The sequence below is a fragment of the Micromonospora sp. M42 genome (assembly GCF_000568915.1).
In the GTDB taxonomy this organism is placed as follows: domain Bacteria; phylum Actinomycetota; class Actinomycetes; order Mycobacteriales; family Micromonosporaceae; genus Micromonospora; species Micromonospora chalcea.
In genome coordinates this window covers 5851122-5866299 of record NZ_KK037233.1, presented here as the reverse complement: position 1 = coordinate 5866299, position 15178 = coordinate 5851122, and the positions used below count along the sequence as shown (strand labels likewise).

Here is a 15178-nt window from a genome sequence, read left to right as displayed (position 1 = left end):
GACCGCGAGCCCGGCGGCGGTGAGGCCGGACGCGACGCCGAGCGCCACGGACGGGCGCACCCGGCCGGACGGGATCGGCCGTTCCGGCCGTTCGACCGCGTCCAGCCGCCGGTCCGCCCAGTCGTTGGCGGCCATCCCGGCCCAGTAGAGCAGCACCGACGCGCCGGCCAGGGCGGGCGTCCGGCGGTCCAGCGATCCGGCCGCGGCGGCGCCGGACAGCACGTCCCCGGGTACGGAGAGCGCGGCCGGCGCCCGGACCAGTTCGGCCAGGTCGGCCAGGCGGGTCACGGCGTCACCCGGGCGTGCAGGCCGGCGGCGAAGTCCCGCAGCGCCGTCCACTGCTCGCCGAGCGCGTGGCCGGTCGCGCCGAGCGGGTCCTTGAAGAAGAACGCCAGTTCGGTCAGCGGGCCGTGGCGGCCGGCGGCGTGCGCGGCGGCGGTGAGCCGGGCCAGGTCCAGCACGAGCGGCGCGGCGAGCGCCGAGTCGCAGCCGTGCCAGGTGAACTCCATCCGCATGCCGGTGCCGAGGAAACCGGCGAACGTGATCAGGTCCCAGGCGGTCTTGAAGTCGCCCAGTTCCTCGACGTACTCGATCCGGGTGCCACCCTGGGGCAGGTAGCCCAGCGTCTCGGCGAGCACCCGCTGCTTGCTGCCGACCTTGGCGGCGTTGGCGGCCGGGTCGGCGAGCGTGGCGCCGTCGCCGCCGCCGAGCAGGTTCGTGCCGGACCAGGAGCGCACGGCGAGGTGCCGCATCGCGAACATCGGCGCGAGCACCGACTTGAGCAGCGTCTCGCCGGTCTTGCCGTCGTGCCCGGCGTACGGCAGCCCGCGTTCGGCGGCGAGCGCGGCCAGGGCCGGCAGGCGGGCGCCGGTCGACGGGGTGAAGTCCACGTACGGGCAGCCGGCGGTGAACGCCGCGTACGCGTAGGCAGAGCTGGGCGGCAGCACGCCGGCCGGGCCGGTCAGCGCGTCGCGCAGCGTGGCCAGGTCGTGGTGGGCCGGGTGCGGTGCGGGCGCCGGTTCGGTGGCGGCGACGTTGACCACCACCACCCGGTCCAGCCCGTGCCGAGTGCGGAACCCGGTCAGGTCGCGCACCACGGCGGCGATCCGCTCGCCCTGGTCGCCCTCGGCCGGCGCGGGTCGCAGCGCCGCCTCGACGGCGGCCAGGTCCGGCGCGACGGCATCGGCCAGCCGGGCGGGCAGCACCCCGGCGGCGGCGAGCGCCTCGGCGCGTTTGGTGAGCGGGGTGGCGACCACGTCGTGGCCGCCGAAGACGAGATCGGCGAAGCCCGGCAGGGCGGGCCCGCGCAGGTCGGGCAGCTCGGTCACGCATCCGGTCGGCGCGGTGAGCCCGGCCCGCAGGGCCAGCCCGCCGACCACGGCGGTGGTGGCGACCGAGCCGCGCGCACCCACCAGCCACACACCCGTACGCATTCGCGCTACCTCCCCAGGTAAGGCCGGTCCGCCGGTGCGGCCGGGGAATCCCGGTCCGGCCGCACCGGAGGGCCGTGCTGGTCGTGCCGGCGGACACCGGCGGCACGCTCCCCGGAGCCGGCCTCGTCCCCGCCGCGGGGCGCAACCGCGGCGGGCCCTCGCCGGCCGGCGCCGGTGAGTGTCGGGCGGGCCTGGCCCGCCTCGGATCAGGCGGAAGCTTCGGCCAGCGCGGGCTCCACCTCCGTCCAGGCGGCCCGCTCGGCCGAGCGGGTCACCGCGTCGAGCACGAGCTGGACCTGCAGCGCGTCGGCGAACGACGGGGCCGGGTCGGCGCCGGTGGCGACCGCCTCGATGAAGTCGCGCGCCTGGTGGGTGAAGGAGTGCTCGTAGCCGATGATGTGGCCGGGCGGCCACCACGCACCCAGGTACGGGTGGTCCGGCTCGGTCACCAGGATCCGGCTGAAGCCCTGCTCGGCGGCGGGCCGGGTGGCGTCCAGGAACTCCAGCTCGTTGAGGCGTTCCAGGTCGAACACGACGCTGCCACGCGAGCCGTTGATCTCGACGCGCAGGGCGTTCTTGCGGCCGGTGGCGAACCGGGTCGCCTCGTACGTGGCGAGCGCTCCCCCGTCGAGCCGGGCCACGAACACCGCCGCGTCGTCCACTGTCACCTGGCCCATGGCGCTGCCGTTGCCGTCGGCCTGCGCGGCCAGGCCGCTCGACCCGGCGACGAGTGGCCGCTGGCGGACGAACGTCTCGGTCAGCGCGCTGACCCCGCTGATGAGCTGACCTGTCACGTACTGGGTCAGGTCGATGATGTGCGCGCCGATGTCGCCGAGCGCGCCGGAGCCCGCCCTGTCCTTCTGCAACCGCCACACCAGCGGGAACTGCGGGTCGACGATCCAGTCCTGGAGGTAGACCGCCCGGACGTGCCGGATCTCGCCGATCCGCCCGTCGGCCACCAGCTGCCGCATCAGGGCGACAGCGGGCACCCGCCGGTAGTTGAAGCCGCACATCGCGCGTACCCCGGACTCGCGGGCCCGGGCCGCGGCCCCGGTCATCTCGCGGGCCTCGGCGACGCTGTTCGCCAGCGGCTTCTCGCACAGCACGTGCTTGCCCGCGGCGAGCGCGGCGAGCGCGATCTCGCGGTGGCTGTCCCCCGGCGTGCAGATGTCGACCACGTCGATCTCGTCGGACTCGACGAGCCGCCGCCAGTCGGTGGTGTAGCCGTCCCAGCCGAGCCGGTCGGCGGCCTCGGCCACCTTCGGCTCGTCCCGGCCGCAGACGAGCGCCATCCGTACCCGGGACGGCAGGTCGAACACCCGGTTCACGGTGCGCCACGCCTGGGAGTGCGCGGCGCCCATGAACGCGTAGCCGACCATGCCGACCCGCAGGATGCTGTCGTGACTGGACAAGGTGGGTCTCCCCCCGTGTGTCAGAACCCGAGCTTCAGGTAGTCGCTCGCGTTCTCCTTGGTGATCGTCTCGGAGGCGAGCACGATCTCCTTCGGTACCTGGAGTTCGACCAGGTCGGACATGCCCTTGCCCTGGCCGATCAGGCGGGCCAGGGAGATGGCCGAGGAGGCCATCGACGGGCTGTAGGTGACTGTGGCCTTGAGGACCGTGTTGTCGGCGGCGATGTCCTCCATGGCCTTCTTGGAGCCGGCGCCGCCGACCATGATGAATTCCTTGCGGTTGGCCTGGTTGACCGCCGCGAGCACGCCGATGCCCTGGTCGTCGTCGTGGTTCCAGACCGCGTCGATCTTCGGCAGTGCCTGGAACAGGCCGGTGGCGGCCTGCTGCCCGGAGTCGACTGTGAACTCGGCGGGGCGCCGGTTGGCGACCTTGAACCCGTACGAGGCGAGCGTGTCGGCGAACCCCTTCGACCGTTCCTGGGTCAGCTCCAGCGACTCGATGCCGGGGATCTCGCCGATCACCGGGTTGCTCACGCCCTTGGTCTTGAGCTGCTCGGCGATGTACGTGGCGGCGGCCACCCCCATGCCGTAGTTGTCGCCCTTGATCTGGCACCGGTAGGCGCGCGCGTCCGGGAAGGCCCGGTCCAGGTTCACCACCGGGATGCCGGCCTTCATCGCCTCCAGGCCGAACGCGTTGAGTTCCTTGCCGTCGTGCGGCAGCAGCACGATCACGTCGGGCTTCTGCGAGATCAGCGTGGACAGCGCCGCCCGCTGGGCCGCCGCGTCCGCGCCGGCCTCGACCGACTTCAGCTCCACGTCCTGGTACGCCCCGGCCTGCGCCTTGGCGTTGTTCGTGATGGCGGCGATCCAGCCGTGGTCGGCGGCCGGGGCGGAGAAGCCGATGGTCACCTTCTTGCCCGGCTCGGTGTTGGCGCCGGAACCGGCCGCCTTGGTCTGTGCCTCGGTCGGGCTCTGCTCGTTGCTGGTGCAGCCGGCGAGCAGCACCCCGGCGGAGACCGCGGCCCCGCCGAAGAGCAGCCGGCGGCGGGACAGGTCATGGCGCGGTGTTCTCATGACGCCTCCTGGGATGAGGTGGTGGGGTGGTTTCGGGTGTGGCGGGCCGGACCGCAGTCGGTACGACGGCAGCCTGGTGTGCGCGGGTGGGGTCAGGTGGTGGTGGCCCGGTTGCGGGCGAGGAACTGGGTGAGGCTGCCGAACTGCACCTGCTGGACCAGGACGGCGGCGACGATGATGCCGCCCTTGACCATGTTCTGGGCCTCGGCGGAGAGGTTGTTGATGGCGAACAGGTTGGTGATCGTGGAGAAGATGATCACCCCGAGCAGGGAGCCGATGATCGTGCCCCGCCCGCCGCTGAGCAGCGTGCCGCCGATGATCGCGGCGGCGATCGCGTCCAGCTCGTAGAGGTTGGCCATCGCCGCCTGCGCGGAGGTGGCCTGCGCGGTCAGCATGACCGCGGCGATGCCGCAGCACAGGCCGGACAGCGCGTAGAGGAGCACGGTGTGCCGGCGCACGTTGATGCCGGCGAGCCGGGCCGCCTCCGGGTTGCCGCCGACCGCCACCGTACGGCGGCCGAACGTGGTCCGGTTCAACAGCACCCAGCCGGCCGCCACCACCGCCACCAGGATGTAGACCAGCAGCGGAATGCCGAGCACGTTCGTGCTGGCGATGCCGTTGATGAACGTGTTGCCCGACACCTGGGTCTGCTTGTCGGAGATCTCCGCCGCCAGCCCCCGGGCGGCGACGAGCATCGCCAGCGTGGCGATGAACGGCACCAGCCGCCCGTACGACACGAGCAGCCCGTTCACCACGCCGACGGCGAGCCCGACGGTCAGCGCGGTGAAGATCATGCCGCCCGCGCCGTAGCTCTGCGTGGCGACAGTGGTGCACCAGACCCCGGCCAGCGCGACGATCGCGCCGACCGACAGGTCGATGCCGCCGCCGATGATCACGAAGGTCATGCCGACGGTGACCACGCCGACCACCGAGGCGAGCTTGAGAATGGTGAGCGTGTTGCCCCACACCCAGTTCGGGTCGCCGTAGAGGTCGGGGCGGGTCAGGATGCCGATGACCACCAGCACGACGAGCGTGGCGAGCAGGCCGAGGTTGCGCTTGACGCCCTCCCCGCCGTCGCCGCGCCACCAGGAGAGCTTCGCCGGCGCGTCGACCTTGGCGGTCTCCGTCCGCTCCACCGGCGGCGACTGCGCGGGCAGGGCGGATTCGGTTACATCGCTCATGCCGGTGCGCCTTCCATGAGGGACCCCGCCATGACGAGGTCGAGCACGGTGTTCTCGTCCAGTTCGCCGGCCGGCGCCTCGCGGACCACCCGGCCCTCCCGCATCACCAGCACCCGGTCGGCCAGGCCCAGCACCTCGGGCACCTCGCTGGAGACCAGCAGCACCCCGACGCCCCGGGCGGCCAGATCGCGGATCACCTGGTAAAGCTCGGCCCGGGCGCCCACGTCCACGCCCCGGGTCGGCTCGTCGAGCAGCAGCAGCCGGGTGTCACCGAGCAGCCACCGGCCGACCACCACCTTCTGCTGGTTGCCGCCGGACAGCGTGCGCACCGGCCGCCGTACGTCGCGGGGCCGCAGCTCCAGCGACTCGGCGATCCGGTCCGCCTCGGCGCGTTCCCGCCCGGCGTCGGTGAACCCGAGGCGGGCGTACCTGCCGAACGTGGCGAGCGTGACGTTGCGGTAGATCGGTTCACCGAGCAGCAGCGCCTGGCTCTTGCGCTCCTCCGGCGCCATGCCCATCCCGGCCCGTACCGCCGCGCCCACACTGCCGGGACGCAGCGTCCGGCCGTTCACCCGGACCGTCCCGGCGTGCGCCCGGCGCGCGCCGAAGATGGTCTCCAGCAGCTCCGACCGGCCCGAGCCGACCAGCCCGGCGATGCCGACGATCTCTCCCGCCCGGACCCGGAGCGAGACGTCGGCGAACTCGCCGGGCCGGGTCAGCCCGTCCACCCGCAGCAGCTCCGCGCCACCCCCGTGGTCGGCCGGGCGCTGCGGGAAGACGTACTCGATGGTCCGCCCGGTCATCCGGGCGACCAGGTCGCGGGTCGGCGTCTCGCGGGCCGGCAGGCTCGCCGCCGTGGTCCGGCCGTCCTTGAGTACGGTGACCCGGTCGCCGATCTCGCGGATCTCCTCCAGCCGGTGCGAGATGTAGATGACAGCGATGCCCTGCGCGGTGAGTTCCCGGATGATCCGGAACAGGTTCGCCACCTCGTCGTGGGCCAGCACCGCGCTCGGCTCGTCCATGATGATCAGCCGGGCCTCGTGGGAGAGCGCCCGCGCCATGCTGACGATCTGCTTGCCGGCGGCGGGCAGGTGCCGCACCAGCCGCCCCGGCGGGATCTCCGGGTGGCCGAGCCGGGCCAGGATCTGCCGGGTACGCCGGGCCATGTGCCCCCGCCGGACGAAGCCGAACCGGCGCGGCTCGTGGCCGAGGAACGCGTTCTCCGCCACCGACAGGTCGTCGACCAGGTCGAGTTCCTGGTAGATGGTGGCGATGCCGGCGCGCATGGCGGCCTGCGGGTTGGCGAACGACGCCGGCTCACCCCGCCACACGACCTCGCCGGAGTCCGGCCGGTGCACCCCGGCCAGCACCTTGATCAGCGTGGACTTGCCGGCGCCGTTCTGCCCCAGCAGGCAGTGCACCTCGCCGGCGCGTACCTCCAGTTGCACGCCGTCGAGCGCGCGTACCCCCGGGAACGTCTTGACGACGTCGGTGAGGCGCAGCACCACCTCGCCCGCGACGGCGTCCGCGGGCGCCTCGACCAGCGGCTTCCCGGTCATGCTGCCTCCCCGAACGCGAGGTCACTTGCCAGCACGGCCGCGCCGGCGACGCCGGCGCGCGGGCCCAGCTCGGACAGGACGACCGGCAGGTTGCCGGTGGCCAGCGGCAGCGAGCGGCGGTAGACCACGCTGCGGATCTCGGCGAGCAGGATGTGGCCGAGCTGGGCCAGTCCGCCGCCGATCACGATCATCGACGGGTTGGTGAAGCTGACCAGCCCGGCCAGCACGCTGCCGACCCGCCGGCCGCCGTCCCGGATGAGCTGGATGCAGGAGACGTCCCCCTCGATCGCCCCCTGCGCCACGTCCAGCGCGGTCACCACACCCCGGGCGGCGAACCGCTCGGCCAGCGCCGGGGAGACCTCGGTGCGGGCCGCGACAGTCGCCTCGCGGGCCAGCGCGGCGCCGCTGAACACCGCCTCCAGACAGCCGACGTTGCCGCAGGAACACATCGGGCCGTTCGGGTCGACCTGGATGTGGCCGATGTCCCCGGCGCAGCCGTCGGTGCCCCGGTAGACCTCGCCGTGCAGGTAGATGCCACAGCCGATGCCGGTGCCGATCTTGATGAACAGGAAGTCGTCGACCGAGTGGGCCACGCCGCCGTGCCGCTCCCCGATCGCCATGATGTTGACGTCGTTGTCCACCACCGCCGGGCAGCCGTGCTCCCGGGTCAGCAGCTCGCGGACCGGGAACCGGTCCCACCCCGGCATGATCGGCGGGGAGACCGGCACGCCGTCGCGGAAGCTCACCGGCCCCGGTACGCCGATGCCGACCGCGTCGAGCCGCTCGTACGCGCCGTCCACCTTGGCCTTGTGCAGCAGCTCGTTGACGCGCTGGAGCGTCACCTTCGGGCCGGAGCGGATGTCGGCGGTCTCGGTGTAGGCGGCCACCGGCTCCAGCCGGCCGTTGACCACCTCCACGTCGATCGAGCTGGCGCCCAGGTCGACGGCGGCGAACCGCAGGTGCGGGCTCAGCTCGACCAGGGTGGAGCGCCGCCCGCCCCGGGAGGCGGCCAGCCCGGCCTCGGCCACGTACCCGAGGGAGACGAGCCGTTCCAGCTCGGCGAGCAGGCGCGGGCGGGGCATCTGGAGGCGGTCGCCGAGTTCGGCGCGGGACACCGCGCCCTCGTCCCGGAGCAGCCGCAGGAGCCGTACGTGCAGGGGGTCGACCGTCCGCACCGGCAGTCACCTCCGCATCGGAAGTCCGTCACATCGACCATGGCGATGTGTGTTGTGTCCGACACAGTAGGAGCCTTCCGGGTCGCATGTCCATAGCTTCGGCACGCCTGATGCAAACTTTTGTCCATACGAACAAAAGAGTTGCCGGGCCAGAAAAACGCGCAGCCCCGCCCGGGCGCATCCGGGCGGGGCGGCGAGGTGCGGTCAGCGGTCAGTGGTGGGAGGAGGCATTGCCCTTCTTGCGCAGCTTGCGGTCGTCGCGCAGCTCCACGTAGGGCTCCTCGTCGGCCGGGTGGCCGGCCGCGATGGCCCGGCTGCGCTCCAGCTCGGCGTCGAACTCCGCGCCGAGCAGGATGGCCACGTTGCTCAGCCAGAGCCAGACCAGGAAGATGATCACGCCGGCCACCGCGCCGTACGTCTTGTTGTACGAACCGAAGTTGCTGACGTAGAGCGCGAAGAGGCCGGACACCACGAGCCAGAGCACCACCGCGAGCACGCCGCCGGGGCTGACCCAGCGGAAGCCGCCGTGCCGGGCGTTCGGCGAAGCCCAGTAGAGGATCGCGAACATCAGGCTCACCAGCACCAGCAACACCGGCCACTTGGCGATGTTCCACACCGTGACGGCGGTCGAGCCGAGCCCGATCGCGTTTCCGGCCTGCTCGGCCAGGCCGCCGGTGAACACCACGATCACGGCGCTGATCAGCAGCATCACGCCGATCACCGCGGTCACGCCGAGGCGTACCGGCAGCGTCTTCCAGATCGGCCGCCCCTCCGGCACGTCGTAGATGCTGTTCGAGGCGCGCATGAACGCGGCGATGTAGCCGGAGGCGGACCAGAAGGCCGCGACCAGACCGATGACGGCCGCGATGCTGGCCAGCCCGCCGGACTGGCCGGCCTGGTCGATCGCGCTCTCGATGATCTTGCGGATGTTCTCCTCCGGCACCGCCTGGCCGACAGTGTCCCGGACCCCCTCCGTGGCCCGGTCACCGAGCAGGCCGAGCAGCGAGATCAGCACCAGCACGCCGGGGAAGATGGAGAGCACGCCGTAGTAGGTGAGCGCGGCGGCCCAGTCGGTCAGGCTGTCGTCCTGGAACTCCCGGACGGTCCGCTTGAGCGTCGCCATCCAGCCCGTCGCGGTCAGGTCGGTCGGGCTGTCCGGACCGTCGTCCGGGCCCACCGGCTCCGTGCGGTCGCGCCCGTCACGGGCGGGAGCCTCGTCGGCGGCCATGGCACCTCCTCGTCGTCGCGTCGTCAGACGACATGCCCTGACGACGGCGGCCATAACCACCACCCGCGAAAACGGCAGACCCGCCCGACGCCCCTGCCCCCGAGGCGGCCACTCACGCCCATCGCGGCCGTCCGCGTTTCCCGCCGCCTCGCTCTGCATCCATCGGCGCACACGGTTACGCAGCGTGGCTGCCGCGCGGGTGGCTGCAGAGCAAAGCCCGCCGGCGCCGCACCCCGTCACGACAGCGCGACGCACTCGACCGGAGATCTCGGCGCCCGCCGCCCGGAGCGGACAACAACTCGCCCAAGATCTCGACAACCGTCACGACGAGTGGAACGTGATGGGTGCCAAACGGGGGCGGAGACACCCATGGCGTTCCACCCGTCCGATCCGCCGACGGCGGGCGCGCGGTGGAATCGGCGGCGGCACCCGGCACAGCCACCGTGCCGCAGTGGCGGCGTCGGCATGACGAAGGAGCCCGCGACCTCGGCGGAATGAATTCGATCATGGGCCTTCCGGGCACCGGAGCACGTACTGCCGACGCCGGTCGGCGCCGGCACCGCCGAGGGCCGACAGGGCCTGCGACAGCAGTCGGTCGCGCTGCACTATCCGTAACCGCCACCGGCTCCCGTGACTCGCCATTCATCGTTGGAAAGGCGCCCGGTCGACCACCGGAAGGCATTGCCGAAGTCCTTGATCGCGCAATTACGAAAGAGATTCAAGAAGCGTCCGCCGGAGCGCGTCACCCCAATTACCGTCACTCATTGCAATCACGTTAAGCAATGTTCCCAACGCGCGCGCAATTCGCGTATCGTGCCCCCTCGTGCCGCCCGTTCGCCCCTCCGACGCGACTCCCCCGAAACCCCGGCCGCCGTCCGGCGGACGACCGGGGTCCGATGTGGACGCCGAGGTGGTGCCGCTCCCGCCGGACGAGGGCGTCGTCGCCGGTCCGGAGTGGTCCGACGACGGGCCGGGCGAGACGCACCACCACAGCCGGGCCGTGCCGCACCACACCGAGGACCACACTCCGGCCGAGACGCAGGACGCCCCGGATCAGGCCCAGCAGGACGCCCGGGAACTGGCCGCCCGGTTCGAGGAGGAGAAGCCGGGACGGGTCCTCGCCGGCGGAGTCGGCTTCCTGTTCACCGGCGTCACCGTCGCGGTCGGGCTGCTGACGCTCTGGCAGGTGTTCTTCCCGCTGGCCCAGGGCAGCAAGTACTACCTCATCTTCTTCCTCGCCGGCGTCCTGCCGATGGTGTTCCTCGCGTACCCCTCGGGGGTGCGGCTGCGACGCACCGAGGCCGACGCGGTCGACGTGGACGACCGGCGCGGACCCACGCCCGTGGACTGGCTGCTGGCGCTCGCGGCGCTCGTGGTCTGCCTCTACCCGGTGCTGCCGGTCGCCGTCGGTGCGGGCGGCGGCGGGTACGACGCCTTCCTGGACCGGCAGGGCCTGCTGGATCCGCTGGACGTGGCGTTCGGCACCGGGCTGCTGCTCCTGCTGCTGGAGGCGTGCCGGCGTACCACCGGGTGGATCCTGCCGGCGGTCTGCGTGCTGTTCCTCGGGTACGGCTACTACGGCGGGCTGCTGCCGCAGTCCTGGCCGGTGGCGCACGCGGGGCTCGACTTCGCGCAGCTGGTCGACGCGTTCTACAACTCCGACAGCGGCTTCTACGGCACGCCGCTGGACGTCGCCGCCTCCTACATCGTGCTGTTCACCATCTACGGCGCGGTGCTCGACCTGTCCGGCGCGGGCCGGTTCTTCGTGGAGCTGTCCGCCGCCGCGTTCCGCCGCTCCCGTACCGCCGCCGGGCGCACCGCCGTCGCCTCGGGTTTCCTGCTCGGCACGGTCTCCGGCTCCGGCGCCGCCACCACCGTCAGCATCGGCGCGGTGACCTGGCCGATCCTGCGCCGCGCCGGCTACCCGGCCGAGCGCGCGGGCGGCATGCTGGCCGCCGCCGGTGTCGGGGCGATCCTGTCCCCGCCCACGCTCGGCGCGGCGGCGTTCATCATCGCCGAGTACCTGGGCGTGTCCTACCTGCAGGTGCTCGGCTGGGCCACGGTGCCCACGATCCTCTACTACCTGGGCATCCTGTTCTCGGTCGAGATCGACGCGCGGCGTTCCGGGGTCCGTCCGGTGGTCATCGACAGCGGCTCGGCCTGGCGGCTGCTGGCCCGTTTCGGCTACCACTTCCTCTCGCTCCTCGTGATCATCGTGGTGCTGGCGCTCGGCGCGTCGGCGATGCGGGCGGTGGTCGTCGCCACCGTGATCGCGGCGGCGCTGTCCTTCCTGGACCGGCGGCACCGCCTCACGCCGGCCCGGCTGGTGGCGGCGCTGCGCGACGGCGTACGCGGGGTGCTCGCGGTGAGCGCCGTGTGCGCCGCGGCCGGCATCATCACCGCCACCACCACGAAGACCGGGCTCGGGCCGCAGGCCCCCCTCGCTGCTGATCAGCGGCGCGCAGGCGGTCAGCCCGGAGCCCGCCGTGGTGCTGGCGCTGACCGCGGTGCTCGCCGCCGTCGCGCTCAGCCTGCTGGGCCTCGCCGTGCCGGTCACCGCGTCCTTCGTCATCGGCTGGGTGATCATCGGCCCGGCGCTGCTGAAACCTGGGTGTCGAGGCGCCCGCCGCGGCCATGTTCGTCTTCTACTTCGCGGTGCTGTCCGAGGTCTCGCCGCCGACCGCGCTCGCCGCGGTCGCCGCCGCCGCGGTCACCGGCGGCCGCCTGGTGCCGACCATGTGGCAGACCCTGCGGTACGCGCTGCCGGCGTACCTGATCCCGCTGGCCTTCGTGATCACGCCGACCGGCCTCGGACTGCTCGGCATCGGCGGGCCCGGGCGGATCGTGACGGCCGGCCTGGTCTCCGCGCTCGGCGTGGCGGTGCTGGCGGTCGCGGCCGGCGGCTGGCTGCCGGGCGTGGGCCCGGCCGGCGCGCCGGAGCGGATCCTCGGCGCGATCGCCGGGCTGGTCCTGCTCTGGCTGGAACCGCTGCCCATGGCGATCGGCGCGACGCTCGCCGCGCTCACGGTCGCGGGCGTGTACGTCCGACGTGGCGCCGCCGGGCACGCCGGCCGCCCGGCGGTCGAAGAATCCGTGGATCTTGGGGAGGAGAGAGAGTGGGACGGATCGACGCGAGGATAGTGGCGGGTGTCGGGGCGCTTGTCCTGGTCGCCGCCGGTGCCGCCGGCTGCGGGGGCCGTCAGGACGGCGCGGCGAAGGACGACGCCGCCCGCGAGGTCAGCTGCAAGGTCACCAAGGACACCCGGGTCGGTATCGCCACCGGCAACGCCACCGGCGTCTACTACGTGGTCGGCAACGCGCTCGCCGGTGAGCTGAGCAAGACCACCGACGGCAAGCTCACCGGGACGGCCGCCGAGACCGGCGCCTCGGTGCAGAACGTCGAACAGCTCGTCGCCGGCCAGTACGACGTGGCGTTCTCCCTGTTCGACACCGCTGTCAACGCGGTGCAGGGCAAGGGGAGCTTCACCGCGCCGCAGCCGGTCAAGGCGCTGGCCCGGATCTACGACAACTACACCCAGGTGGTCGTACGGGCCGACGCGGGCATCACGTCGGTGGCCGACATGAAGGGCAAGAAGATCTCCACCGGCTCACCGAAGTCCGGCACCGAGGTCATCGCCAACCGGCTGCTCACCGCCGCCGGGCTGGACCCGGCGAAGGACGTCCAGGCGCAGCGGCTGGACCTCACCAAGACCGTCGACGGCATGAAGGACGGCAGCATCGACGGCTTCTTCTGGTCCGGCGGCGTACCCACCGGCGGGGTCACCGACCTGTTCACCACGTCCGGCGACAAGGTGAAGTTCGTCGACATCACTCCGCTGCTGCCGAAGATGGCCGAGCTGAACCCGGCGTACCAGGCGGGCACCATCGGCAAGGACATCTACCGGACCCCGGCCGACGTGCCCACCATCGTGGTGCCGAACGTGCTGCTGGTGCGGGACAACCTCGACGCCGACGTGGCCTGCGCGATCACCCGGACGGTGTTCGAGTCCAAGGACGCCCTGGCCCAGGCGAACCCGGCGGCGAAGGGCATCGAGCTGGGCAACGCCCGCAAGACCGACCCGGTGCCGCTGCACCGCGGCGCGGAGCGGGCACTGAGCGACCTCGGCGCGAGCTGACCTGAACGGGCCGGGTCCGGACGCGCGTCCGGGCCCGGCCCGCCCGACCCGACCGGAGACCACCGTGCCGCTGCCCCACCCGGCTCGCGTACGCCGGCACCACCGCTCCGCGGACCGCACCGGACGCCTGCGCTCGGTCCGCGTCCAACTGCTGGCCCCGATCCTGGTCGCCACGGCCGGGCTGGTCGTGCTGGGGGCGGCGCAGACCGACGCCGCGCTGGACGCGTCCGCCGACGCCGACCGGGCGCGCGTGCTGGCCGGCACCGCCACCGCGACCGTACGTCTGGTGCACGAGCTGGAACGCGAACTGGGCGAGACGGCCGCGTTGCGCCAGCGCGGCGGTACGTCCGGCCGCCCGCTCGTGGACGCGCAGCGCCGCCGGGTCGACACGGCCGTGGAGCGCTACCGCTCGGCGCAGGGTGACGCGCGCCGGGCCGCCCCGGACCTGGCGGGGGTGCTGGACGACGCGCGCGGGCGCTTGGAGCAACTCGCGCCGACCCGGGACCTGGCGCTGGCCGGTGAGCGCGGCGACCCGGCGTACGTGTCGCTCGTGGAGTCGCTGCTCGCGGTCGCGGACGCGCTGCCCAGTCAACTCCGGGACGCCGACCTGGCCAACCAGGCCCGTGAGGTGGCCTCGGTGGCCGCCCAGGAGCACCTGTCCGCGCTGGAGCGCGACCTGCTGCGGGCGGTGTTCGTCAGAGGCGGACTGGAACGCGGCGAGCTGGCCCGGCTGGGCCGGCTGCGGGGCGCCCGGGAGCAGCGGCAGGCCGAGTTCCTGCGGATCGCCTCCGCCCCGGCGAACGCTGCCTGGTACCGGCTGGTCGACGGCGCCGACGTGACCACGGCCCGGCGGATGCGCGACGCGATGCTCGACACCGACGGCGCGCCGGACGCGCTGAAGACCGACGGCGACGCCTGGTACGTGGCGCAGAGCGGCGCGATCCGCCGGTACAACCTGCTCGGCCGGGACCTGTCCGACGGGCTGGACCGGGACGCGGCCGACCTGGCCGCCGCGGCCCGGCTGCGCGCGGTGCTGACCGCCGGGGCGACGAGCACCGTCGCGCTCGGCTCGCTCGTCACCGCCGTGCTGCTGGCGGTACGGACCAGCCGCCGGTTGCGCCGGCTGCGGGTGGCCGCGCTGACCATGGCGAACCGGGAGCTGCCGGAGCGGATCACCGCGATCGCGGCGGGCGAACGGGCGCCCGCGGAGGGTCCGGCGACCCGGATGACGGACGGGATCCGGCGCGGTCGGGACGAGGTGGCGCAGGTCGCCGAGGCGTTCGACACGGTGAACCGGGCCGCGCTGCGGCTCGCCGGGCAGCAGGCGGAGTTGCGGCTGGACGTGACCCGGATGGCGGAGGCGCTGGCCCGGCGCATCCGGACGCTGATCACCCGGCAGTTGCGGCTGCTCGACGACTTCGAACGCGAGGAGACCGATCCGGACGCGCTGGCCCGGCTCTTCGCGCTGGACCACCTGGCCGCCCGGCTGCGGCGCAACGGGGAGAACCTGCTGGTCCTCGCCGGTGGCGAGCCGGGCCGGGGGCACGAGGGCGCGTTGCTGCTGGACGACGTGGCACGGGCGGCGGCCTCCGAGATCGAGGACTATCCGCGGGTGGAGATCGACGTGCCGACCGCGGCGGTGCACGGCGCTGCGGCCGGCAACCTGGTGCATCTGCTGGCCGAGTTGCTGGAGAACGCCACCGTCTACTCGCCGCCGGAGGCCCGGGTGCTGGTGGACGGCCGGCGCACCGTCGACGGGCTGGTGCTGCGCGTGCACGACCAGGGCATCGGCATCAGCGAGAGCCGGCTGGCCGAGATCAACGAACGGCTCGCCGCGCCGGCCACCCTGTCCAGCGCCGCCGCCGGCAGCATGGGCCTGCACGTGGTGGCCCACCTGGCCGCCCGGCACGGGATCCGGGTGCAGTTGCACAACCCCGGCACCGCCGGTGGCGCAGGTGGACGTACCGGAGTCGGTGCTGAC

Annotated in this window: 12 protein-coding genes; 4 read left to right on the top strand and 8 right to left on the bottom strand. The window is 73.1% G+C overall.

The window, feature by feature from the left end:
• The 8 genes from MCBG_RS27105 to MCBG_RS27070 all read right to left on the bottom strand — a co-directional run.
• The coding region (locus MCBG_RS27105) for a UbiA family prenyltransferase (RefSeq protein WP_043329094.1) at positions 1-288 on the bottom strand (288 nt) is incomplete at its 3' end.
• The gene (locus MCBG_RS27100) at positions 285-1433 is read right to left on the bottom strand and encodes an inositol-3-phosphate synthase (protein WP_043329092.1); all 1149 of its coding nucleotides are present in this window, start codon (positions 1431-1433) and stop codon (positions 285-287) included. The genes MCBG_RS27100 and MCBG_RS27105, both read right to left, overlap by 4 nt.
• A 206-nt stretch (positions 1434-1639) precedes the next feature.
• Positions 1640-2812, bottom strand: coding sequence for a Gfo/Idh/MocA family protein (locus tag MCBG_RS27095; RefSeq protein WP_369799367.1), 1173 nt, complete (start codon positions 2810-2812; stop codon positions 1640-1642).
• Between the two features lie 53 nt (positions 2813-2865).
• Positions 2866-3918, bottom strand: a complete 1053-nt coding sequence (locus MCBG_RS27090; RefSeq protein WP_043329088.1) for a substrate-binding domain-containing protein — start codon at positions 3916-3918, stop codon at positions 2866-2868.
• Positions 3919-4010: 92 nt separating this feature from the next.
• Complete coding sequence (locus MCBG_RS27085; protein WP_043329086.1) at positions 4011-5099, bottom strand: ABC transporter permease; 1089 nt, start codon at positions 5097-5099, stop codon at positions 4011-4013.
• Positions 5096-6658, bottom strand: a complete 1563-nt coding sequence (locus tag MCBG_RS27080) for a sugar ABC transporter ATP-binding protein (protein ID WP_043329084.1) — start codon at positions 6656-6658, stop codon at positions 5096-5098. The genes MCBG_RS27085 and MCBG_RS27080 overlap by 4 nt, the downstream gene beginning before the upstream one ends.
• Positions 6655-7833, bottom strand: coding sequence for an ROK family protein (locus tag MCBG_RS27075; RefSeq protein WP_043329082.1), 1179 nt, complete (start codon positions 7831-7833; stop codon positions 6655-6657). Before MCBG_RS27075 ends, MCBG_RS27080 begins: the two co-directional genes overlap by 4 nt.
• A gap of 211 nt (positions 7834-8044) precedes the next feature.
• A complete protein-coding gene (locus MCBG_RS27070) occupies positions 8045-9061 on the bottom strand; it encodes a YihY/virulence factor BrkB family protein (protein ID WP_043329080.1) in 1017 nt (338 codons plus the stop codon).
• A gap of 910 nt (positions 9062-9971) precedes the next feature.
• On the opposite strand from MCBG_RS27070, the gene MCBG_RS27065 reads away from it, so the two are divergent.
• From MCBG_RS27065 to MCBG_RS27055, 4 genes are all read left to right on the top strand, one after another.
• A complete protein-coding gene (locus MCBG_RS27065) occupies positions 9972-11837 on the top strand; it encodes a TRAP transporter permease (protein WP_223201346.1) in 1866 nt (621 codons plus the stop codon).
• Positions 11798-12202, top strand: coding sequence for a hypothetical protein (locus MCBG_RS34420; RefSeq protein WP_223201345.1), 405 nt, complete (start codon positions 11798-11800; stop codon positions 12200-12202). Before MCBG_RS27065 ends, MCBG_RS34420 begins: the two co-directional genes overlap by 40 nt.
• Positions 12178-13197, top strand: coding sequence for a TAXI family TRAP transporter solute-binding subunit (locus MCBG_RS27060; protein ID WP_043329078.1), 1020 nt, complete (start codon positions 12178-12180; stop codon positions 13195-13197). The genes MCBG_RS34420 and MCBG_RS27060 overlap by 25 nt, the downstream gene beginning before the upstream one ends.
• A 64-nt stretch (positions 13198-13261) precedes the next feature.
• The coding region (locus MCBG_RS27055; RefSeq protein WP_304413312.1) for a sensor histidine kinase at positions 13262-15178 on the top strand (1917 nt) is incomplete at its 3' end.

Coding starts and splice junctions, on each gene's coding strand:
- MCBG_RS27085 (WP_043329086.1), bottom strand. CDS start 5,099: ATGAGCGATGTAACCGAATCCGCCCTGCCCGCGCAGTCGCCGCCGGTG.
- MCBG_RS34420 (WP_223201345.1), top strand. CDS start 11,798: ATGTGGCAGACCCTGCGGTACGCGCTGCCGGCGTACCTGATCCCGCTG.
- MCBG_RS27080 (WP_043329084.1), bottom strand. CDS start 6,658: ATGACCGGGAAGCCGCTGGTCGAGGCGCCCGCGGACGCCGTCGCGGGC.
- MCBG_RS27100 (WP_043329092.1), bottom strand. CDS start 1,433: ATGCGTACGGGTGTGTGGCTGGTGGGTGCGCGCGGCTCGGTCGCCACC.
- MCBG_RS27095 (WP_369799367.1), bottom strand. CDS start 2,812: ATGGTCGGCTACGCGTTCATGGGCGCCGCGCACTCCCAGGCGTGGCGC.
- MCBG_RS27090 (WP_043329088.1), bottom strand. CDS start 3,918: ATGAGAACACCGCGCCATGACCTGTCCCGCCGCCGGCTGCTCTTCGGC.
- MCBG_RS27070 (WP_043329080.1), bottom strand. CDS start 9,061: ATGGCCGCCGACGAGGCTCCCGCCCGTGACGGGCGCGACCGCACGGAG.